A 22,404-nucleotide genomic window follows, 5' to 3' on the forward strand; every position below is an offset into this window, starting at 1 on the left:
TTCCATTTATACGCTGGCTTGATTACCAGTCAGATTTAAAGTTTCTTTTCTACAAACTCACCAAGTCCTGTGAGGACATTGTACGGTCGGCAGAAACGTCGAATCGTTTTTGCACCTTGCTTTAAGTCTACACAGAGCGGATCAGGCGCAGATTTATCTAGTAAACTGCCTCTGTTTTTTGAACGCTCACGGTACATTTTAAAGGTGTACTCGTGTTTAGACCTAAAGTTGTGAATGACATGCAAGCGCTCTGCTTTTTCCTGAGAAATTGGATAATAGCGAATCACGACTTCATGCTGACCTGTAGGTACAGACAAATACAAAGGATTAGGCTCAGACAATGAACGACCATTCAACCGTACAATGCCCGCTTTAATCGCAGCACGTTGTACACGTTGATTATTTGGATCAACCACTTGTATTTGATCAAAACGCTCAAATTCACAGTGCGCTGTACCTGCACAGTAAATCAAAGCATTAGTGTTTGTACTTTCAGTTTCTTTCACATTTTTAATGCGTGCCGTGTCAAAGCTTTGACAGGCAGAGAGCGTTGCAAACAGCGCTCCCGTTACAACCAGCTGACCGAAGAACTTTTTCATTTTTCGAACCCAACCTGATAAATTCTGGCTAACGTATAAATTTTGTTTCGCCTGATATTAACAAGACTTAAGCCGACTGACTACTAAGAAGTTCTACAGTGACACTGACTTAAGCTTTAATTTCTGCAAATACCCAAGGGCGAGATGCTTTGGTTTTTTCTTCATAAGCACGGATATCATCGGCTGCTTGTAAAGTTAAACCGATATCATCCAAGCCATTCAATAGGCAGTGTTTACGGAATGGATCGACTTCAAATGTAAATGCTTCACCACTCGGTGTACGTACTTCTTGCGCAGCCAAATCAATGGTTAATTGATAGCCTTCAGATGCAGCACATTCTTTAAATAACTGATCGACGATCTCTTCAGACAAGATCACTGGCAACATGCCATTTTTAAAACTGTTATTAAAGAAAATGTCCGCATAGCTTGGTGCAATGACGGTACGGAAACCATATTCTTCTAATGCCCAAGGCGCATGCTCACGGCTCGAACCACAACCAAAGTTTGCACGAGAGATCAAAATCGACGCCCCTTGATAACGTGGTTTGTTCAATTCGAAATCTGGGTTGATTGGACGTTTTGAAATGTCTTGACCTAAATAGCCTTCATCCAAATAGCGCAACTCATCAAATAAGTTGGCACCAAAGCCTGTACGCTTAATAGATTTCAAAAACTGTTTTGGAATAATTAAATCTGTATCCACATTGGCACGGTCTAATGGTGCAACGATACCTTGTTCAACGGTATATTTTTTCATGCGATTTGCTCCTATTAGCCCTGATTAGAAGGTACGAACGTCAACGAAGTGACCAGCGATTGCCGCAGCTGCTGCCATTGCTGGACTCACCAAATGCGTGCGACCACCATTGCCTTGACGACCTTCAAAATTACGGTTAGACGTCGATGCACAGTGCTCACCTGGTTGCAATTTGTCGGCATTCATTGCCAAACACATTGAGCAACCCGGCTCACGCCATTCAAAGCCTGCTTCAATTAAGATTTTATCTAAGCCTTCTGCTTCTGCTTGTGCTTTGACTAAACCTGAACCCGGCACCACCATGGCTTGCTTAATCGATGCCGCCACTTTTTTGCCTTTGGCCACTTCAGCCGCTGCACGAATATCTTCGATGCGTGAGTTGGTACATGAACCAATAAATACACGGTCTAATTGAATATCAGCCAATGCCTGCCCCGCTTCTAAGCCCATGTAGTTGTATGCACGTGTCCAGTCATTACGCTGTACATCATCTTTGGCTTGTTCTAAAGTTGGCACTGCTTGAGATACAGGAATCACCATCTCAGGAGAAGTCCCCCAAGACACTTGTGGCTCAATCTCTTCACCTTGCAACACCACAACAGTATCAAAATGCGCGCCTTCATCAGACACTAAAGTCTTCCAATATTCTACTGCAGCATCCCACTGTTCGCCCTTCGGTGCATATGGACGGTCTTTTACATAGGCAATGGTTTTGTCATCGACAGCCACCATACCCACGCGCGCGCCACCTTCGATCGCCATGTTACACACCGTCATACGACCTTCGATCGACATATCACGGAATACTTGACCACCAAACTCAATCGCGTGACCTGTACCACCTGCCGTACCGATTTTACCGATAATCGCTAAAACCACGTCTTTAGGAGTTACGCCCTGACCCAATTGACCATCAACACGCACCAACATGTTCTTCATTTTCTTTTGAACTAAGCATTGAGTCGCCAATACGTGTTCAACTTCCGATGTGCCGATACCATGAGCCAAGCAACCAAAAGCACCATGAGTGGCTGTATGTGAGTCACCACAAACAACCGTCATACCTGGCAACGTTAAACCTTGCTCAGGTCCAACAACGTGTGCGATCCCTTGACGCACATCATTGATGTCAAACTGGGCAACATTAAATGTTTTACAGTTATCATCTAAAGTTTGCACTTGGATACGTGAAGTATCATCTTCGATCCCCGCAATCCCTTCAGAACGCTCTTTCGTAGACGTTGGTACGTTATGGTCAGGAGTTGCCACGTTTGCACTTAAACGCCAAGGTTTACGACCTGCAAGTTGTAGCCCTTCAAAGGCTTGTGGAGAAGTCACTTCATGCAATAAATGACGGTCGATATACAATAATGAAGAGCCATCATCTCGTTGTTTTACTAGATGGTCATCCCACAATTTGTCATACAAGGTTTTTTTTGTTTGGGTTTCCGCTTTTTGGGTTTCGCCTGCCATGTCGATTTGCTCCACTGGACTGGGTAAATTCTTTCGTTAAATCGATTATAACCACGTATTCACATAAATCTAATTTATCATTTTTATTAGTTTAAAAACTTATAGGAATGATATTTAACTGCTGATTTCCGCTGCATTTTAAAGACCATTAATGCGTTTAAAACACGCTCACTTCAATACTTTCAGCAGATGAGACTTTAGAATTTTCTCCGACTTTTTGTTCACTTTCTGCCATTTTTAAACAGTAATTTAAAAATTCAATGATCATAAATTGAATTTTCTCTTTTACATTGCAAATAAGAATCATTACTATTAACTCATTGCCAAGATTTATCAATTTAACAAGGAGCATTTTCATGGCACACATTAACAATTTCGTCGAAAATAATCAGCGCATGTTCAAAAAAACCTTGAGCTATTACATTATGCATATCACGGTTGCGATGTTGGTTGGTTATTACGTGACAGGCAGTATTGCAATGGCCATTACCTTAAGTTTACTTGAACCAACTGTTCAAGCGGTTGCCTTTTTCTTCCACGAAAAAGCATGGGAAAAGAAAGATAAAGCAGCAGAGGAAAATATCCCCGCTTAATTCAACCCTGCTCCTTGTAAAAAAACCACCATCACGGTGGTTTTTTTTATGACCTTTAAACGTTTTTTTACTCCATCTACTTTAACTTTTTATCGATTTCATCCTATAGATTCAAATGTAGACAGCTCATCAAAGCTTGGTTTTTTGCTGTAAGGCCAGCTGTTCATGCGCCTCAACCAATTGTTCTATCGCAAGAATCAGTTTATTTTTTGCCGCATTACACTCAGCAGCTGCACGGTTTTCGTCGTCTTCATCATCTGCGATTTCATATATCGCACAGCGCTTTTCGACTGTCCCTTCAAAAATATCCAATAAATTTTTAATGTGTTTAATATCCATCGCCTTCTCCCTGTGAGGTACGCTATCGCTAATCGATGCCGCCCTGACTGTACCTGTTACTTTAATTATTCACTGAAAAGTATGTTCCCCAAGCCATCAAAACTTGAGTTCATTTTTGTTTTAGTTCAATGCTGAGTTAAAAGAAACGCCATCGCTCCTCTTTAATTCAAACGGTTGAAATACTTTTCAGCCCTGTATTTTTTATATTATGCATAACTCTGGTTTCGGTTTAAAAAACAACTTTGTAACAGCGCATTTGAGCTGAAAACGTCACAGCTCCATCTCGAATCATGCAACAATCAAGCACTCGAATAACGCTATAGAACTCGGAAAATCCCCTCAGATTTAACGCGTAGTATGGCTTGAACGCCTAGTTTTAAATCAAAAGATACAACTTTCCCTTTGATTTATTCTTAAAATATTATAACAATGAGACTACGCATAAAAATTCTTTATAGGAATGAAGATGAATCTCGCAGCCTTTGAAGCCTTTGTAAAAGTCATGGAAACTGGTTCGATCTCTTTGGCAGCAGATCAGCTCTTCATTACGCAACCTGCTGTAACCAAGCGTATTCACAGTTTAGAAGAATACTTCGGTGTCAAACTTTTTGAATCCGCGGGTCGTGGTGTTCAGGCGACGCATGCAGCAAACTCTCTCTTGCCAAAAGTAAAAAGCTGGCTGAATGAGTTGGGCGATATTCACCATACGCTCAGCCATGAGCAAGGTCAGGTTCAAGGTAAACTGAAAATTGGTACCAGTCATCATATCGGCTTACACCATTTACCAGCGCATTTGCGTCAATATGTGCAACAGTTTCCGGAAGTAACCTTAGATGTACACTTTGTTGATTCTGAACAGGCCCATGAGCAAGTTTTGGCTGGCGACTTAGAATTGGCATTTTTAACTTTACCGCCACAAGGTGACAGCCGTTTAAAATACATCACGACATGGAATGATCCACTGGTATTCGTGGTTGCACCTTTCCATCCTTTGGCGCATGTTGAGCATTTAACCTTAGAAGATTTGATCCAATACCCAAGTCTATTGCCTGCGGCGCAAACCTATACCAGTCAAATTACCTTGGCTGAGTTTGAAAAGTATGGACTCAAGCCAAAAGTCACCATGAGCAATAACTCACTTGAGTCGATTCGTATGTTGGTTTCAATTGGTCTAGGTTGGTCAGTCCTTCCTAAAACCTTATTGAACCAAGATTTAAAACAATTGAATTTACCTTCAAACATGAATCGTCAACTGGGGATGGTATGGCACCCAGGCCGTACTCAGTCACTTGCTGCACAAAAGCTGGTTGAATTGATGAAACACATCTAATTCATTTTTTTGCCTACAAAATTCAATTATTAATCAAGCCACCACTATGGTGGCTTTTTTATTGATCTGTTTAAGCATCTAGAAAAAGCGAATGATTTGATTAGCCAAGTGTTGAACAGTCCTTGTTGAATAGTCATCATAGACAATGCAGTGTCCTTCAAATCTGCCATCAATATTTGTAGCTTGGCTCAAGGTCTGCAATAGATGCTCTTACTTATTGTGAAAGTTCAACCTCTTTTCACTGATGTTATACAGTAACATCAGAAGTGCAATTTGATTCAAATATAAGAACGATACGCGGCAAGGTCATCCGCAAGTGTTTGAGATAGAACTACTTCTCATCAAAAATGTTTTTGCGATACTTTGAATAATTAGACGGTAGTTAACGAGTTTTGCGGATGACAATGGTTTTGGGTACTTTTGCCGAAACAAAAGTACCTCCAGCCGAAGGCCAATCAATTTATTCAATTCCTAGATGTAAGACTTCGTTGAATAGACTTAAAAATCATTTTAAAAACACGAGATAACTTTTACGTACGCAACATCAGTTTTTCAGTAAAAATGGGATCACCTATTTCAGCCGATCCCATTAAAAAACAAAGGAAAACCCGTTAGTTTTACTTCGTCAACGAATCTTCATGTAATGATTCATTCAATTGATCAACAATAATCGCCCATTCACCATCTGACTTAATTTTTTCGGCCAAGAACTGGCGCTGAGCATCTGTCCAATAATCTGCTTCGGTAATTTTAGTTTGGGCACTGAGTTGATGCGTCACGATAAATAAAGCAATCGCGTCTTCACTCGAATCTAAACCCAGTTGTTCAAATAGATGAGTCATGCGTGGACGTACACTCATTGTCATTCTCCGTGTTAAAACTTATTATTTATGGATACAAAATTATTCTGTTTTAAGGATATAACACGGAACGAACACGCACTCAATTACAGAATTCTATAGCGGTGAAAATTGAATAAAAGGCAAACTGAGCATAATCATCACGACAGATTGAATAAATACCAACAATAAAGGCAGCCCCCAGTTCACTCCTCCTTCTTCAGCAAACACCCGCTCACTATATTTCGGCTGCTGCATATAGGCTTTGGTCTTTTGCACCGCAAAATCGCTATAAAGCCGCTTTCCGATCCCTGCGAGTATGAGGTTAGGAATCAATGACAGCCCCATCAAGACTTGTTCAGGCACACCGATGATGAGTGCCAACATGCTAATCAAAAAACCAACCGCAAAGAATAAGAAGAAATAGCGGTACATCTTTCGATAGAGTAACCAATAGGGTCCAAAAATTAGCCCTGCCCAACTCAGACCATTGTTCTGTCCAACTTGTTGTTCAATGAAATTTAAATAAGATTGAGCACGTGGCCCAATAAAGATTTGAATTAAATGTTTAAAAGAAGCTTCTGTCTGCATACGGAGCGATAGTTCAAATAGTCGAGGGTTAATCAAAAGAACATCAAAAAAAAAGCATCTCAAGATGCTTTTTTTCATGTTCATCTTTAGGCTTGAATTGACCAGTCTTGAATGTCCCAACCTTGTTCTTTTGCTAGGACCTCTAAACGATCATCTGGATTAACTGCAATTGCATGATCCGCATATTCCAATAAGAATCGATCATTGATTGAATCTGAATAGGCCCAGGACTCTGTAACATCACGACCTTCTAACCATTGATTCAAACGGACTAATTTGCCCTTTTGATAGCACGGAGTATTAATTACTTTACCTGTATATTTACCATTCACAATTTCGGCATTGGTCGCAATGATTTCAGTAATGCCGAATTCACGAAAAATCGGTGCGGTAATAAAATCAGACGTTGCGGTGATCCCGACCAATTGATGCCCTGCATCTTGATGGCGCTGAATGGCAGCATAGCCCTCTGGACGCATTTGCGCACGAATAACTTTTTTCATAAACAACTGATGTAACTCAGTTAAGTAGGCATTGTCATGTTGGGTTAAAAACTCAAATACAAATTCGTTATAGGCAATCGGGTCAAGCTGGCCTTTTTTATAATCATCATAAAATTTGTCATTCATGGCACGATGACGAATTGGATCAACCAAGCCTTCATTGACCAAAAACTCCCCCCAAGAATGGTCTGAGTCGGTATTTAATAAGGTGTGATCAAGGTCAAACAGTGCCAATTTCATGAAAATACTCGTAAAAGCTGAAATTTAAGAAAAAAATTGTAAATCTATCTCCGCTAGTCGATAGAAATTCGTTAAGATCATAACAATTTTAACATTTTTACACTTTGCTTTTTCGAGATGGACACAGAAATAAACGTCCCCGTGAGCAAAGTCATAAATTACACAATATTTAGGTAGCCAAATGATCGATTCAGAAGGTTTCCGACCCAACGTCGGGATCATTTTGGCAAACGACATTGGACAAGTTTTATGGGCAAAGCGCATTGGTCACAATGCCTGGCAATTTCCACAAGGAGGTATCCAACATGGTGAAACCCCCGAACAGGCACTTTACCGTGAGCTGAGAGAAGAAGTTGGCTTACTGCCCGAACACGTCCAGGTGATAGCACAAACCCAAGGGTGGTTGCGCTATCGTTTGCCACATCGGTATATACGTACCGATTCAGCCCCCGTTTGTATTGGTCAAAAGCAAAAGTGGTTTTTATTGAAACTGACAGCTTCAGCACAGCATATTCAGCTGGATTTGTCAGATCCACCTGAGTTTGATCAATGGCAGTGGGTCAGCTATTGGTACCCACTAGGACAAGTGGTGAATTTTAAACGCGATGTATATCGTAAAGCCATGGTGGAACTGTGCAGTCAGCTTCCACAAAAGCCGTAAAATTTGCAGAATGGATGCAGATTTTTAGGATGAGTGTTGTTATAAATAAAGCAGAATAAATTTTGGAGCAGACACGATGTCGAACATGCAACTGGATACCTTAAGACGCATAGTCCAAGAGATTAATGCGTCAGCCAGTTTGCATGAATCTTTAGACATAATGGTCAATCAAGTGGCAGAAGCCATGCATGTGGATGTCTGCTCAATCTACTTGCTTGATGAACGAAACCATCGTTATTTACTGATGGCTTCAAAGGGTTTAAACCCTGAAGCCGTTGGGCATGTCTCTTTGCATACCAGTGAAGGTTTGGTTGGCTTAGTAGGGCAACGTGAAGAGATCGTCAACCTTGATAACGCACCGAAGCATGAACGCTTTATGTATCTGCCAGAAACGGGGGAAGAAATTTACAATTCCTTCCTCGGGGTTCCGGTAATGTATCGCCGTAAAGTTATGGGTGTCTTGGTGGTTCAAAACAAAGAACCTCAAGACTTTAGCGAAGCTGCCGAATCTTTCCTCGTGACCCTATGCGCTCAACTTTCAGGGGTGATTGCCCATGCACATGCCGTCGGGAATATCGAAGTCTTTCGCAAACCGAACAACCTCCCAGCCTATAAAACCTTCCAAGGCATTTCAGGTTCAGGCGGCATTGCTCTAGGTCGTGCAGTCATCTTATATCCACCTGCTGACTTGGCTTCAGTCCCTGATCGTGAAGCCGATGACATTAGTGAGGAGCTCGAATTACTCGACAATGCCATAGACGCAGTTCGCCAAGAAATTCAGTCGCTTGATGAAAAAATGCAAGATGCCCTCATGGCTGAAGAACGGGCGTTATTTAGCGTGTTCTTACGGATGCTCGATGCCAATGCCCTCCCCGCGGAAATCAAAAGTGAAATTCGCGACGGTAACTGGGCACAAGGTGCTGTTCGCATTGTCATTGATAAACACATTGCGCTCTTTGCACAGATGGAGGATGACTATCTCCGTGAGCGTGTTTCAGACTTAAAAGATCTAGGGCGTCGTATCTTGGCCTTTTTGCAAGAGGCAGATGCCAGTCACCGTGAAATCACCGATGAAAGTATTTTAATTGGTGAGGAAATTTCTACGGCTGCCTTGGTTGAACTCCCAGTCGATAAAATCGCAGCGATTGTGACCACTGAAGGTGCCATGAACTCACACATGGTGATTGTGGCGCGTGCTCTCGGCATTCCAACTGTGGTTGGTGTGACTGAACTGCCGATTAACACCCTTGATGATGTCGAAATGATTGTCGATGCACATCAAGGTCGTGTATTCATCAATCCACCTCGTCGTTTACGCACACGTTATAAAGAGATTCAAAAAGAAGAAGAGCAAATTGCTAAAGATCTGAAGCAATACGAAACCAAAGATGCCATCACCCCTGATGGCGTCGCGGTTCGATTGTTTGTAAATACAGGCTTGATGATCGATGTAGTTCGCGGTGTACAACGTGGCGCCAAAGGTGTCGGTCTATACCGTTCTGAAATTCCATTTATGCTGCGTGATCGCTTCCCAGGTGAAGAAGAACAGCGCGCGATTTATCGTCAACAGCTCAGTCATTTTGCCAATAAACCCGTAGTGATGCGTACCCTCGATATTGGTGCAGATAAAGACCTGCCTTATTTCTCGATTGAAGAAGAAAACTCAGCTCTGGGTTGGCGTGGGATTCGCTTTACCCTCGATCATCCTGAGATTTTTTCAGCCCAAATTCGCGCCATGCTCAAAGCCAGTATTGGCCTCAACAACTTGCATATTTTGCTGCCGATGGTGACCAGTGTCAGCGAAGTCGAAGAAGCGTTGTATTTGCTCGATCGTGACTGGCAAGCGGTGCAAGAAGAAGAACAGGTGAAAATTACCAAACCCAAAATCGGCATCATGGTCGAAGTGCCGAGTGTGCTGTTACAGATCGATGAATTTGCTGAATTGGTTGACTTCTTCTCGGTCGGATCAAACGATTTAACCCAATATTTACTTGCGGTTGACCGTAATAACCCACGTGTTGCCAATGTCTATTCACACTCACACCCAGCCGTACTTCGTGCGCTGACTCGTTTGGTGCAAGAATGTCATAAATACGACAAGCCGATTAGTATTTGTGGGGAAATGGCTGGTGATCCACTCACCGCTATTTTATTGATGGCAATGGGCTTTAATACCCTATCGATGAGTTCGAGTAATATCCTGAAAGTTCGTAAAGCCATCTGCCATGTGCCGATGCCAGATGCAAAAGAGCTCTTAGATCGTGCCTTAAGCATGAATAATCCACTGATGGTGAAAAGCTTAATGGAGTATTACTTTAAGACTCATGGTCTAGGTGATATGGTGAAATCAGCGACACGAATAGTCAGTTAAATTATAAAAATACAGACCAATAAAAAGGGAGATAATCATTCGAATATCCCCCTTTTTTGTGCTTTGCATAGCCACGTTTTGCATTTTTCTTTCGATCTACAAAAGTTTGGCTTTTGTTAAAATCGTTCATGTGTTTTGCCACAAAGTTGCGAACTTCAACTTCAGGCAGGACTTTTTTCTTTGCCATTTGCATTCACCTTTTGCCTATACAGCACCCTCGTGCTGTAGTGCATATATTGGTCTATTTTTAGATTTTTTCAAGCACTTTCCTATGGCTTTTTGATACAGCGTCGTTAGTCCCATGGCCATAAAAAATTGTTTTGCCACATTACTTCCCTCTCCATAACCCTCTCCCAACAGGGAGAGGGAATCCATTTTAAGATGCGAAAGCCCGTTCCAACAAACGCTCTACATCGACCATTTTGGCATCCAACATCCCCACCACTTGCCCGTGTTTAGCGCTATAACGGCTTTGAATAAAACCATTTGCTACATAATCAGGCGCATAGCGTTTCAGTAAAACTGCTTGTGCCAAAACTGTTAAGCGACTGACTAGGCTACGCCCCATAAATTGTAAATCTTCAGGTGATTGATGGAACATTCTAAACAGGTCTTGTAATTCAGCTTGTAGGGTTTCATCTGTGCTTGCAGTTGAAGCGAGATCTTTAAATAATACTTCGATGGACTCAGGATCACGTCCAATCGCACGCAGCACATCCAAGCACATGACATTGCCTGAACCTTCCCAAATGGTATTCACAGGTGCTTCTTTAAAGATGCGCGCCATGATGCCGTTATCGACATAGCCATTACCACCAAAGACTTCCATCATCTCACCAGTTAGTTCGACTGCACGTTTACAAATCCAAAACTTAGCTGCTGGGGTCATAATGCGTTTCCATGCCACAGACAAGGCATCATCTGATTCATAGCACTGCGCCAAATGGAAACTGAGCTGCGTCGCTGCTTCACTCTCTAAAGCCAAATCTGCCAAAACTGCACGCATTAAGGGTTGTTCAATCAAATGTTTACCAAAAGCCTGACGCTGACGGGTATAGGCAATGCATTGCACCAAAGCTTGACGCAGCATGGCGCTCGAACCGACCGAACAGGTCAGACGGGTGTAATTCGCCATTTCAATAATGGTTGGAATGCCACGCCCTGCCTCACCAATCATAATGCCCCACGCATTTTTGAATTCGACTTCCGAGCTTGAATTACTGCGGTTACCGACTTTTTCTTTTAGGCGTTGCACCTGAATATTATTCTTGGTGCCATCTTCCAACCAACGTGGCACAAAGAAACAAGCCAAGCCATCTTGTTCGGTTTTTGCCACCACCAAATGCGCATCACACATTGGTGCAGAGAAAAACCATTTATGCCCTGTCAGCAAATAAGCTTTGCCTCGTCCTGTTTCTGCCATAGGCACAGCTATAGTTTCATTAGCACGTACATCTGAACCGCCCTGCTTTTCAGTCATGCCCATACCGAGCCAAATCGACTTTTTCTGCGCAATCGGTACATCGCGTTCATCATATTCAGTCGATAGTAGTTTCTCTCCAATTTTGGCCCACAGTTCAGGTTCACGCTGAATGAGTGGAATACTGCCGAGTGTCATTGAATTTGGACATAAATTGCCGCACTCGACCTGACCTGCTAAATAAAAACGTGCTGCCCATTCCACCCATTTTGCCTTGGAATTTGGCTGATTAAATGGATGTGCATGGGTATCAAACTGGCGGTTGAGTCCCATCCATTTATGCCATGAAGGATGAAACTCGATAAAGTCAGTACGGCGGCCTCGCGCATCGAAGGCATGTAAGATTGGGGTATGTTTGTTGGCTAAAGCCCCATGCTGAAAGTATTCACTCGAACCTGCCACTTTGCCCATTTCGCATAAAGTCGGCTGATCATGGCTGCCATAGCGTTTTAAGATTTCATGTAAAACCGTATCGCTTGAAAATAGATTGTAGTTTTCCAGCTCATCAAATTGGTTGCTGATTTGATGTGTCATCCATGGCTGTTCTAATGTATTCATCGTCTATATTTTCCACTTGTTCTCGTTGGCTTTTCATTTCAGTATAGAGAAAATTTAAAGCATAGACGTTCGGTTTTCAGCGCTTAACAATATGAAGAATTCAGCCATTCAAATACGGCGTAAGCCGCGTCAATCACGTGCAAAGCTCACCCAAGAAGCCTTACAGGACAGTTTTGTTCGGCTTTTGCATGAGCGCCCTGCCGACAAAATTACCATTCGGGAAATTACCGACCTTGCAGGCGTTGGCTTAGGGACATTTTATGAATATTTTTCTAAGAAGGAAGATTTGATTGCGCTGACCATTCATTTGCATGTGAAACACAATGCCGAACAGATGAAAACTTATGCACAATCGCTGATGAAGTTATCCACAGATTTGGATTTTCAAGAGTATTTACAGCAAATCATCCACTTTCAAATTGAGCAAATTCAAGCGCAGCAGTTTTTATGGTCACAGGTGTTTTTATTGGAACGGCGGATTTCAGATATTGAAAGTTACCGTAAAAGTTATGTCATGATGGTGCAAATGTGGCAACACATGCTTAAGCCTTTTATAAATAACGAGGAAAAGCTCAAGCCAATGGCTTTAAATATACAAAGAGTGTGTTATGGCTTTGTGTCGCAAAGCTTGTTGATCGTACCCAACTTTACTGAATGGGATGAATTAAAGCGAGATATAATTCATATGTTGCGCGATTAGACTTCGCGGACAAGTCTAATGACGTTTCAAATGCATCGGTGAATAAAATAAAGTCATGTTATTTACAAAAAAACCGGCTCTTAAACCAGTTATTTTAGATATTTAGGAAATTCATTTTTACAGTAGAAGAAAATCATTCATCACTTGGTTCAGACTTCAATAAAAATGCTTTAGAAGTTAAGCTTTTATTGCCAGCTTACTTATCTCATTTATACGCCTTTGCAATGCTGGCCAGTTGTAAGCTCTTTAAAAATTCAGCCGTATATTTTGGACTATGGCCTAATGCACCCGATGATAGCCATTTGGGATCGCCTGATAACTACTGGCAATTTTTATTTGCACACTTTCTGGTAATAACTTTGAGTACCAAGGTGATCTACAAATGGTCTGCGGCGCCTTAAACAAACATCAGTGTTACGGTTAGGGTCATATATTCAATCGACTACCGTTTTAAATAGCTTAGAGATGGCCTTAAGTCTGAATTTTTTAAAAGATTGGCTGAGGTGCTTGTTTTAACTCAGTTTGTAGTTCTGACAAACAGCGTTTACGGGCCTGATTTAGTAAAGACTGCATATCTGGACTAACCTGTTAATCTACATTGATCGATCTGCTGCGGCTGCTCCCTACAACACGCTGGGGAAAAATGCCGCTACGTTGGTATCTGGGTTTGGATTGGTTTTTACGTATTCAGCAATACATTCATATTGATAACCACCCGGTGCCAAGGGTATTGCAGCTTTAAAATTTAATTCAAGCGCATCTTTTTGCTCCTGAGCTGCAACCGCAATCACAGCTGCACCACCTTGACTACGCCCCATCAGCATCCAGTCTTTACTAAATTGCCTCGGCTTCCAAGAATGCAATGCACGCACAGAATGCACCAAATTATAAACTTAACTGACTACATTCATATGAGGGTGCAGTTTTGGCTTACCCAGTCCTTATAATCTGTTGCAACCACTACATAGCCATGCCTCAAACAACTGTCGATTGCACCATCTATGACTAGTTGCAAACTATATACAGGCCCATTGTATAATCACTTGAAGGAGCACTTGTATCAGCCACACGAGTCGTGCCATGTGCTCATGCCAATACGGTCCAGTCTTGTTTAAGTGCTTATCCTTTTGGGAGTAAAATATATCCCGAGGTCAAAATGGGTTCGCCATTAACCCCCTCAACTACGATATGCGATCACGTAAGGTTACCTAGTAGTTGATATGATGTAGGAATCGATACACGCTGGAGTGACAACACCTGACCTGACAACAATAAAGATAGGTGTGCCAACCATCACCCCATAAAGAATTTATTTACAATTTTCTAAAACAACTTAGACCACTTGCCAATATTTCTTCAGCTGTATTTTTAGCTTATTTTAAGTATTAAATAATGTCTTTAATGCTGAAAAACTCTGCAATATTAACAACATAAAAATGTCTTTCATTAACTAGAATCAGCTAAAAAACCTATATTAAGGCCAAAATCCATAATAAAAATATGGATTTAGATATTTCGTCCTGTTCTACCTATCATAGCTATATATTTGAGTTTAATTCATGGATAAAATATTAAAACAAAATATATAAATAAATAATATAAATTCAATAACTTAATAAATCGAATTAACCATTTATTCAAAACTATTTTTCCATTTGTCAAAAGCCACAGAAAGCTTTAGAGTCAATAAGTATATAAAGATTTTTAAGCTTTTAACGGCTACAGTTTTATGACTTCTCTTCGATTGATTGCTGCTTGAAAAATTTTAGAATGAGAGAAAAACTGTTGTCACATTGTCACTTTAAAATGAATTAACAAAACGGTTAATGTCATGTGCTGTTGAGCGTGTTATCAATTTAAAGGTTATAACTCCCAACTTTAATACATGATTATAATAATGGAGATACTCAATGAGCGACGACGTTAAAAAATGTCCTGTCACCCACCTAACAACTGATGCTGGTGCTCCTGTTGTAGATAATCAGAACAGTATGACGGCAGGTGCACGTGGTCCTTTACTTGCCCAAGACCTATGGCTTAATGAAAAACTCGGTAATTTCGTTCGTGAAGTAATTCCAGAGCGTCGTATGCATGCCAAAGGTTCTGGTGCTTTCGGTACGTTTACCGTGACTAACGATATTACCCAATATACCCGCGCTAAAATTTTCTCAGAAGTTGGTAAAAAAACTGAACTTTTTGCTCGTTTCTCTACCGTAGCGGGTGAGCGTGGTGCTGCAGATGCAGAACGCGATATTCGTGGTTTTGCCCTTAAATTCTATACTGAAGAAGGTAACTGGGATTTAGTTGGTAATAACACACCTGTCTTCTTCCTACGTGATGCTCGTAAATTCCCTGACTTAAATAAAGCAGTGAAACGCGATCCTAAAACCAATAAGCGTAGTGCAACTAATAACTGGGATTTTTGGACTTTACTACCTGAAGCTCTACACCAAGTTACGATTGTGATGTCTGACCGCGGTATTCCAGATGGTTACCGTCATATGCATGGTTTTGGCAGTCATACTTTCAGTTTTATTAATGCCAATAATGAACGCTTCTGGGTTAAATTCCACATGCGCACTCAACAAGGCATTAAAAACTTAACCGATGCTGAAGCTGAAGCGATTATTGCCAAAGACCGTGAAAGCTCACAAACCGATCTGTTCAATGCAATTGAACGCGGCGATTTTCCAAAATGGAAAATGTACGTTCAAATTATGCCTGAACTTGATGCAGAAAAAGTACCTTATCACCCATTTGATTTAACCAAAGTATGGCCTAAAGGCGACTATCCGTTGATTGAAGTGGGTGAATTCGAACTCAACCGTAACCCTGAAAACTATTTCCAAGATGTTGAACAAGCCGCTTTTGCACCAAGTAACTTGGTGCCGGGCATTAGCTTCTCACCTGACCGTATGCTGCAAGCGCGTTTATTCAACTATGCTGATGCTGCACGTTATCGCGTGGGTGTAAACCATTACCAAATCCCTGTAAATGCACCACGTTGCCCTGTTCATTCCAACCGTCGTGATGGTCAAGGCCGTATGGATGGTAACTATGGTGCAACACCGCATTATGAACCAAACAGCTTCAGCCAATGGCAAGAGCAACCACAATACAAAGAACCACCATTGAAAATTACTGGTGATGCTGACTTGTGGGATTATCGTGAAGATGACAGCGACTATTTCAGTCAACCACGTGCATTATTCAACTTAATGAATGATGAACAAAAACAAGCATTGTTTAATAACACTGCTGGCGCAATGGGCGATGCACTCGACTTCATCAAATACCGTCATATCCGTAACTGTTACGCATGTGATCCAGCTTATGGTGAAGGTGTTGCAAAAGCATTAGGCTTAACTGTAGCGGATGCGCAAGCTGCTCGTGCAACTGATCCAGCTCAAGGTAATCCTGGCTTGCTTTAAGTTTTATCTTTGAATAAAAAAACCACCTTTTAAGGTGGTTTTTTCTTGGCATTAAATATTCCAATTACCTTCTATTAATCCTTAAACAATCAATTTTTTGCCTTCATGCATGGTTAAAAATGGATTCATTAACTTTGATGTTTTTCGCATTGCATGATGTAAGTCATGTTCAGGTTGGTCTCTAGCTTCATCAGTCAACTGAAAAGTCCGATAATGCATTGCCAATGAACATTTTGACTGTAAATCTTTATGCGCCTGAAAAGCTTCTTCGGGATTCATGTGCAAATATTTCATTAAACGACGTGGCTCATAAGCTCCAATCGGTAATAACGCTACTCGGGGTGCACCTAAGCGTGTATGGATTTGTTTGAAATGTGCGGCATAGCCCGTATCTCCAGCAAAGAAGAAATGTCCTGTACTATGCACGATGGAAAAACCTCCCCATAAGGCATGATTTTGATCTCGCCAACCACGACCTGAACCATGCTGTGCAGGCGTATAAACGATACGCAAATCTTCAAACATTTCCGATTGCCACCAATCAAGTTCAATGACATTGAAATGTGTGGGTAAATAATAAGCATTGCCTAAACCAGTATAAATCGGCATAGCAAATTGTTCATGTAACCAATTCAAGGTTGCTAAATCCATATGATCATAATGATTATGGCTCAGTAAAACCCCATGAATTGTAGGTAATTCTTCTAAGGCAATTCCTGCAGGACAAGCACGTCGTGGTCCAGTCCCTTGACGTGGGCCTGCATACTCCGCCCATACAGGATCGGTCAAAAAATTATATGGCCCAATTTGAATCAAAACCGTCGCATGTCCGACAAACCAAACCAACCAATCATCCATTTTAGCCAATGGCCGATTGTGCGGAATGCTACGCGAAGAAGCAAAAAACTGTTGGTATTCTTGCTCACGATCTACTTTCCATGTATCGCTTTTACGCGTCATGATCCATTTCAGCATATCTTTACGCGTAAACGCATCTGGATTTTGAAGGGTATTAAAGAATTTTTCCCCATTAAAATGGTCAGTTGCCAGATAATCAAATACAGGCTTCGTCCACGTATGTTTCATACAGCTTTTAGTACTGATTTGAAACTGTGCTGATTGAGTTTTTTGATTCATGTGTATTTAAAATTCATTCACTATGCTGACAAACCTTGCAAAGTATTTAACCTCGCAGACCTATTGATCAAGACGACCTTTCATGCGCTCAAGCCAAACCTTCCGAGATTGAGGCTTGACAAAGAGTGCCACAATTTCAGGATGAAGCTGTTTAATTTGTGCTTCAATTCTGTTGACACAAGCTTCTATATCATCTGACGTTAAATTATCTTTAAATTCAAGACTCAAAGATGCCAAAACTTGATGTGCACCCATCTGCTCTGTTAACACCCCATTGGCAGAATGCACTGCTGGATCTTGCTCTGCAACCATCAAGACATTATGCCTCAATTGTGGGTCAGCAGTTTCTCCCATGAGCAATCCTTTAGTCTCACGTGCAAGTAAAATTGCTGAAATAGCGAGTACAACCCCAATTAGAATTGATGCCAGACCATCAAGCATTGGCATATTCAGCGCGTGTGATAAATAGATACCGATCAGGGCAATAAACAGACCAATCAGCGCTGCTGAATCTTCAAATAACACGGTAAATGTCGTCGGATCTTTACTGCGTCGAAATGCTTCAAAATAGCCCTGTTTCCCTTTGATTTTACGAAATGCCTTCAATGCCACAAACCAAGAGGTCCCTTCACACAAAATCGCAATACCTAATACGATATAGTTAATCATCGGATTTTGCATTTCTTCGGGGTGATAAATATGACTAATCCCTTGATAAATCGACACGATCGCACCCAAAGCAAAGACCATCAACGCCACAATAAAAGCCCAAAAATACAGCTCTCTCCCATAGCCAAACGGATGGCGTGCATTTGCTGGCTGCTGCGATTTTTTCATACCGTAGAGCAGTAAGATTTCATTTAAAGTATCAACCACAGAGTGAATAGCTTCACTCAACATGGCCGAACTATTCGTGATATAGGCAGCGACAAACTTCACCAGTGCAATCGCTAAATTGCCGAAGAGCGCTGCATATACCACGATTTTGTTAGATTCAAACATTTAAAATTGTCCTAAATTTATTTTTATCAAACAGATCTATTTGATTTTATAGCTCATTCCATAGTACTCAAACTGACTGTAGCTGTTGTTTGTTATTTTGTTGTTTTTACACCAACTGTCGATTGTTTCGACAATGCCATCATGTTCCATGTGAAACACGCTCTTTAGCGCAAAGGTATAGAAAAAAAAGGAAGCCGCAGCTTCCTTATAATTCTGTAGATGTACACGGTTCAACGTACTTTATTAAAATATTGCTCGCGCCACTCTTTCCAAAAGTACATCACAATACCAAACATCACGACCACGATTCCAACAAAGGCATTGGAGCTAATATGTTCACTGTTCAACGTCGCTCCCAAAACCAATGCTATGACAGGTGTCATCACATTACTGAGTGACACCGTTGATGCGGCCAAACGTCTTATCAGCCAGAAGTAACACAGCATTGCCACAATGGATGACATGATCATGGTAAAGACAAATCCAATCATTGCACGGCCGCTTGGCAATTCGGTTGGAAAATGCTGCCAAATAAATGGAATAATGAGCATCGATCCTAAAGCAGAAACAATCAGGGAACCGGTTGCCTGTGACATCGGCTTTAACGGTGCGTTAATCTGTTTCACCCAAAAAATCGAACTGATATATGACACCATACTGATTAGCATCAGTACAACGCCAATTGGATTGACTTTGCTATCAGCAGAATCTGCAAAGACAAAAGTTAGACCACCCACTGCAACCGCCATGCCCAACCACTGCAAAGCGACCAATTTATGTGTTTTTAAAATTACATGGCCAATCAAACCGGCAATTAAGGGTGAAAAACCAAAAATCAGTGCCATTAAACCAGAGGTGAGATAATTGGCTGCCAGATAAATAAACAACTGTGCGCCAATCAAATTCAAACTCCCTGCCACATAACTTTTTAATGAGGTTTCATCAAACGGCAAAGGATCACGCATCAATTTCAACAAAAACAGCGCAATAATAGATGCACCGAAGTAACGGATGATCAACACCCACATCGGATGTATTTCCTGTACACTCCACACAATCGCGAGCGGCGTCGTCGCCCAAATCAGTACCAAAAGAGCATATATACTTGCCGTCAGCGGCAGTGAAGATTTCATTTCATTCTCAAATTTGATTGTTCTAACGACTTAACCTGAAACCCACAATTCAGATCTGGAACTACTCGTAAGACCAGTAACTAATAAAGTTTAAGACCAATTATTGCTCTCCCCTTTATCAACTAAATTGGAGGCGGTATGAATGCCACCCGATCGTTTGGGGTATAAGGACTTCTCTTCAAACGATCAATAATCTCCCCTAGCCCCTCTTTAAAAAAGAGGGGGAACCATCCAAACGAAATCCATTCTTCACAAAGACTACTCCCTCCTTTGAAAAAGGAGGGCCGGGAGGATTAAAACCGTTGAATAGTTCTACATAAGCTAAAACTATATACATGGACTACAAAATAGCTTTATAAGTGCGATGCTAAAACTAAAGACATAAAAAAACAGACCTACGTTACCGTAAGTCTGCTCCTCTTAGACATTCAGCTTACTTTACAAGTTTACGTAAATCTTGGCTTAAATCTAAATATTTATCCGCTTCAAACGCCGCATTCTTGCTAATCAATTTTTTCAAATGACGCATCTCTTTTGCAGCATTCACCGTAATACCACCAACAATGACACCGTCAGTTACACCAAACAATACAAATGAAGACTCAGCCGCCAATTCAGGTTTAATTTCACCACGAACGATCCATTCGCTTGCAGCCATATCACCCACAAATTGATAGTTGATATTCAATTGATCTGTCCAGAACCACGCTGGATTTGGGGTTGGATGTTCAACACCCATTACATGACGAGCAAAGATACCTGCTTGAAGATTGGCATTTTCCCAAGTTTCGACACGACGGTGGTTTCCACAGTCACGAAGCTGAGTCGCAACATCACCCGCTGCATAAATATCTGGATGCGAAGTTTGGCAGTTATCATTCACTTTAATGGCAAAATCAACGTCTAAACCTGCATCAACCGCAAGTTGAGCATTTGGCACAATGCCAATACCGTAAACTACAGCATCTGCACGAAGTTCTTCGCCGCCTTCAAGCGTGATCACCACTTCTTCGCCATCAAGCTTACAGTCAGCAATAGAAGTCGAAAGACGAACATCTACACCTGCAAGACGTTGCTGTGCCAATAAGAATTCACTTAAAACACGTGGAGATGAACGACCCATGACCATCGGACCCATTTCAATCACGGTCACGATACAGTCTTTAGAACGTGCTGAAGAAGCAAGCTCAAGACCAATCACACCACCGCCGATCAATACAATACGGCGACCCGCTTGTAATACAGGCACCAATGCTTGTGAATCTTCAAGGTTACGTAAGGTATAAACGTGTTTACCCAAAGCATCGAAATTCGGTAAACGGCGTGCTGCACCACCAGTTGCTAGAAGCAACTTGTCAAATGCAACAATTTCACCATTTTTCAGTTCAACTGTTTTCGCATCGCTATGGATTTTCACCACTCCATTGCCACGAATATGTTCAACACCGAGTTCTGCCAATTTTTCTTCTGACAGAATTTCGATTTTGGTCTCTTCAGGTTTTAGAATTACGTCTTTAGACAAAGGCGGACGTTCATAAGGAAGATGTGTTTCATCACCCACCAAAATGATTTTGCCTTCATACTTGTTCGCACGGAGTTCTAAAATGGCGCTAGCACCAGCTTGACCAGCTCCAACAATAACGATGGTTTCGATACCATTTTGGCTCATGGGTTTGTTCCTTATTTCAATTTTGCAGATACGATGCCGAAGCCCGCAATCCACTCACTAATATCTTCGTAGCAATGTGTTGTCATGTCGTATTCGCCCACTTCATGTAGTGCAGCAAAAGCAGCCATCCAAGAACGAACTTCTTGACCACCACGACCGCCTTCAACACGAATTTCAGCTTCAGTCATCGCTTCAATGGCAGCAAAGTCAGCTTTGGCGAAAGTATCAAGCAATGCACGATCCCATTCTGGGTTTAAAGGCACTGCGACAGAAGTATCACCCGCTGCGAGTTTTTGACCGACAGCAATGATTTTGCCTTGACGTGTATTACGTGCCTCTTCAGTTGGATTACGACCTGCAATCAGGAACTCTTCCACTTCTGGTGGAACTGAACCCATTTGCGGCGTTGGTGGATCATGAGACAAACCACCTGTACCCAAAACAAGTACACGTTCATTCTCTAAGTTCAATGATTTAATGAACTGACCGACTGCACGACCCAAAGCGACTGTACGCTTGGTTGTTGGCATCGGCGCAGCTGCACCATTGATAAAAATTGGAATCGTTGGATAACGATCGAGCTTGCCACCACAAAGGAAATGTAATGGTTGAGTCACACCGTGGTCTGCCTGCATACGATAAGAGTATGCAACATCGACACCTTCATCCAATACGCGACGAACCAGACTGATTGCTGTTTCTTCAGGCACATTGATGTGGTCATTGTCTTTACCATAATCCCAATCACCTGCTGCTTTGGCACGAATACCGACGCAGAAAGATGGCATGAGGTCATAGAAGAAACCATTGAAATGGTCTGGACCAAAAGTAATGATCAATGTTGGATTATAGTCTTCAACTTCTTTAGCAAGTTTGGCAAAAGTTTCGCGAACTTTTTCCTCTTTGTATTTCTCTTGCGGAGAAGCGAATTCCATTAGGGGACTGTGCGATGCACAAATAAGTTTAACGGCCATGGGTGACTCCTAAACGGAAGG

At 41.6% G+C, this 22,404-nt stretch carries 21 protein-coding genes and 1 pseudogene; 6 read left to right on the forward strand and 16 right to left on the reverse strand.

Going from position 1 to position 22,404, the window contains the following annotated elements; genetic code table 11:
* Positions 1–35 precede the first annotated feature (35 nt).
* From FTU75_RS10235 to FTU75_RS10250, 4 genes are all read right to left on the reverse strand, one after another.
* Positions 36–599: a hypothetical protein gene (locus FTU75_RS10235; protein ID WP_180115897.1), complete on the reverse strand. Its 564-nt coding sequence runs from the start codon at positions 597–599 to the stop codon at positions 36–38.
* A 109-nt stretch (positions 600–708) separates the two neighbouring features.
* Complete coding sequence (gene leuD / locus FTU75_RS10240; RefSeq protein ID WP_078189721.1) at positions 709–1,359, reverse strand: 3-isopropylmalate dehydratase small subunit; 651 nt, start codon at positions 1,357–1,359, stop codon at positions 709–711.
* 24 nt (positions 1,360–1,383) lie between these two features.
* Positions 1,384–2,832 (reverse strand): 3-isopropylmalate dehydratase large subunit, encoded by a 1,449-nt coding sequence (gene leuC, locus FTU75_RS10245; protein ID WP_180115898.1) that lies wholly within the window; start codon positions 2,830–2,832, stop codon positions 1,384–1,386.
* A gap of 157 nt (positions 2,833–2,989) precedes the next feature.
* Positions 2,990–3,190, reverse strand: a complete 201-nt coding sequence (locus tag FTU75_RS10250) for a hypothetical protein (protein WP_180115899.1) — start codon at positions 3,188–3,190, stop codon at positions 2,990–2,992.
* Here FTU75_RS10250 and FTU75_RS10255 point away from each other — a divergent pair.
* Positions 3,189–3,425 (forward strand): DUF2061 domain-containing protein, encoded by a 237-nt coding sequence (locus FTU75_RS10255; RefSeq protein ID WP_180115900.1) that lies wholly within the window; start codon positions 3,189–3,191, stop codon positions 3,423–3,425. The genes FTU75_RS10250 and FTU75_RS10255 overlap by 2 nt on opposite strands.
* Before the next feature lie 129 nt (positions 3,426–3,554).
* Here the strand turns inward: FTU75_RS10255 and FTU75_RS10260 are convergent, their stop codons facing one another.
* Positions 3,555–3,764 carry a hypothetical protein gene (locus tag FTU75_RS10260; RefSeq protein ID WP_111884091.1) on the reverse strand — a complete coding sequence of 70 codons (210 nt, stop codon included), beginning with the start codon at positions 3,762–3,764 and terminating at the stop codon, positions 3,555–3,557.
* A 466-nt stretch (positions 3,765–4,230) separates the two neighbouring features.
* Between FTU75_RS10260 and FTU75_RS10265 the strand changes: the two genes are divergently transcribed.
* A complete protein-coding gene (locus FTU75_RS10265) occupies positions 4,231–5,094 on the forward strand; it encodes a LysR family transcriptional regulator (protein ID WP_180084725.1) in 864 nt (287 codons plus the stop codon).
* Between the two features lie 617 nt (positions 5,095–5,711).
* On the opposite strand, the gene FTU75_RS10270 is transcribed toward FTU75_RS10265, so the two are convergent.
* The 3 genes from FTU75_RS10270 to FTU75_RS10280 all read right to left on the reverse strand — a co-directional run bounded on the left by FTU75_RS10270 (position 5,712) and on the right by FTU75_RS10280 (position 7,267).
* Complete coding sequence (locus tag FTU75_RS10270) at positions 5,712–5,954, reverse strand: DUF2789 family protein (RefSeq protein WP_078189726.1); 243 nt, start codon at positions 5,952–5,954, stop codon at positions 5,712–5,714.
* Positions 5,955–6,050: 96 nt separating this feature from the next.
* A complete protein-coding gene (locus tag FTU75_RS10275) occupies positions 6,051–6,524 on the reverse strand; it encodes a DUF2628 domain-containing protein (RefSeq protein WP_257223761.1) in 474 nt (157 codons plus the stop codon).
* An 86-nt stretch (positions 6,525–6,610) separates the two neighbouring features.
* Positions 6,611–7,267: an HAD family phosphatase gene (locus FTU75_RS10280; RefSeq protein ID WP_078192760.1), complete on the reverse strand. Its 657-nt coding sequence runs from the start codon at positions 7,265–7,267 to the stop codon at positions 6,611–6,613.
* Positions 7,268–7,448: 181 nt separating this feature from the next.
* Here FTU75_RS10280 and FTU75_RS10285 point away from each other — a divergent pair, with 181 nt between their 5' ends.
* Positions 7,449–7,928 carry an RNA pyrophosphohydrolase gene (locus tag FTU75_RS10285; protein WP_078192761.1) on the forward strand — a complete coding sequence of 160 codons (480 nt, stop codon included), beginning with the start codon at positions 7,449–7,451 and terminating at the stop codon, positions 7,926–7,928.
* 76 nt (positions 7,929–8,004) lie between these two features.
* Entirely contained in the window at positions 8,005–10,299 is a 2,295-nt protein-coding gene (ptsP, locus tag FTU75_RS10290; protein ID WP_180024480.1) for a phosphoenolpyruvate--protein phosphotransferase, read from the forward strand.
* 1 nt (position 10,300) lies between these two features.
* Here ptsP and FTU75_RS10295 read toward each other — a convergent pair whose 3' ends face one another.
* Together FTU75_RS10295 and FTU75_RS10300 are read right to left on the reverse strand one after the other, a co-directional pair.
* Positions 10,301–10,486 carry a hypothetical protein gene (locus FTU75_RS10295; RefSeq protein WP_180024481.1) on the reverse strand — a complete coding sequence of 62 codons (186 nt, stop codon included), beginning with the start codon at positions 10,484–10,486 and terminating at the stop codon, positions 10,301–10,303.
* 189 nt (positions 10,487–10,675) lie between these two features.
* Positions 10,676–12,337, reverse strand: a complete 1,662-nt coding sequence (locus FTU75_RS10300; RefSeq protein WP_180115902.1) for an acyl-CoA dehydrogenase family protein — start codon at positions 12,335–12,337, stop codon at positions 10,676–10,678.
* Between the two features lie 91 nt (positions 12,338–12,428).
* Here FTU75_RS10300 and FTU75_RS10305 point away from each other — a divergent pair, with 91 nt between their 5' ends.
* Positions 12,429–13,037: a TetR/AcrR family transcriptional regulator gene (locus tag FTU75_RS10305; RefSeq protein ID WP_180115903.1), complete on the forward strand. Its 609-nt coding sequence runs from the start codon at positions 12,429–12,431 to the stop codon at positions 13,035–13,037.
* A gap of 626 nt (positions 13,038–13,663) precedes the next feature.
* On the opposite strand, the pseudogene FTU75_RS18675 reads toward FTU75_RS10305, so the two are convergent.
* Positions 13,664–14,213: pseudogene (locus FTU75_RS18675) on the reverse strand (alpha/beta hydrolase); the annotation flags it as partial.
* Positions 14,214–14,947: 734 nt separating this feature from the next.
* Here FTU75_RS18675 and FTU75_RS10315 point away from each other — a divergent pair.
* A complete protein-coding gene (locus FTU75_RS10315) occupies positions 14,948–16,468 on the forward strand; it encodes a catalase (protein ID WP_111884100.1) in 1,521 nt (506 codons plus the stop codon).
* Between the two features lie 81 nt (positions 16,469–16,549).
* On the opposite strand, the gene FTU75_RS10320 is transcribed toward FTU75_RS10315, so the two are convergent.
* From FTU75_RS10320 to FTU75_RS10340, 5 genes are all read right to left on the reverse strand, one after another.
* Positions 16,550–17,605 (reverse strand): MBL fold metallo-hydrolase, encoded by a 1,056-nt coding sequence (locus tag FTU75_RS10320; RefSeq protein WP_180024485.1) that lies wholly within the window; start codon positions 17,603–17,605, stop codon positions 16,550–16,552.
* A 60-nt stretch (positions 17,606–17,665) separates the two neighbouring features.
* Positions 17,666–18,607 (reverse strand): cation diffusion facilitator family transporter, encoded by a 942-nt coding sequence (locus tag FTU75_RS10325; protein WP_180115905.1) that lies wholly within the window; start codon positions 18,605–18,607, stop codon positions 17,666–17,668.
* A gap of 230 nt (positions 18,608–18,837) precedes the next feature.
* On the reverse strand, positions 18,838–19,740 hold the full coding sequence (locus tag FTU75_RS10330; RefSeq protein ID WP_168377924.1) for a DMT family transporter: 903 nt from the start codon (positions 19,738–19,740) through the stop codon (positions 18,838–18,840).
* Between the two features lie 433 nt (positions 19,741–20,173).
* Positions 20,174–21,409 carry a 3-phenylpropionate/cinnamic acid dioxygenase ferredoxin--NAD(+) reductase subunit gene (gene hcaD, locus FTU75_RS10335; RefSeq protein WP_180115906.1) on the reverse strand — a complete coding sequence of 412 codons (1,236 nt, stop codon included), beginning with the start codon at positions 21,407–21,409 and terminating at the stop codon, positions 20,174–20,176.
* 11 nt (positions 21,410–21,420) lie between these two features.
* Entirely contained in the window at positions 21,421–22,383 is a 963-nt protein-coding gene (locus tag FTU75_RS10340; protein ID WP_180115907.1) for a 3-carboxyethylcatechol 2,3-dioxygenase, read from the reverse strand.
* Between the last annotated feature and the right edge of the window lie 21 nt (positions 22,384–22,404).

The sequence above is a fragment of the Acinetobacter sp. YH12140 genome (assembly GCF_013418475.1).
Lineage (GTDB): Bacteria > Pseudomonadota > Gammaproteobacteria > Pseudomonadales > Moraxellaceae > Acinetobacter > Acinetobacter amyesii.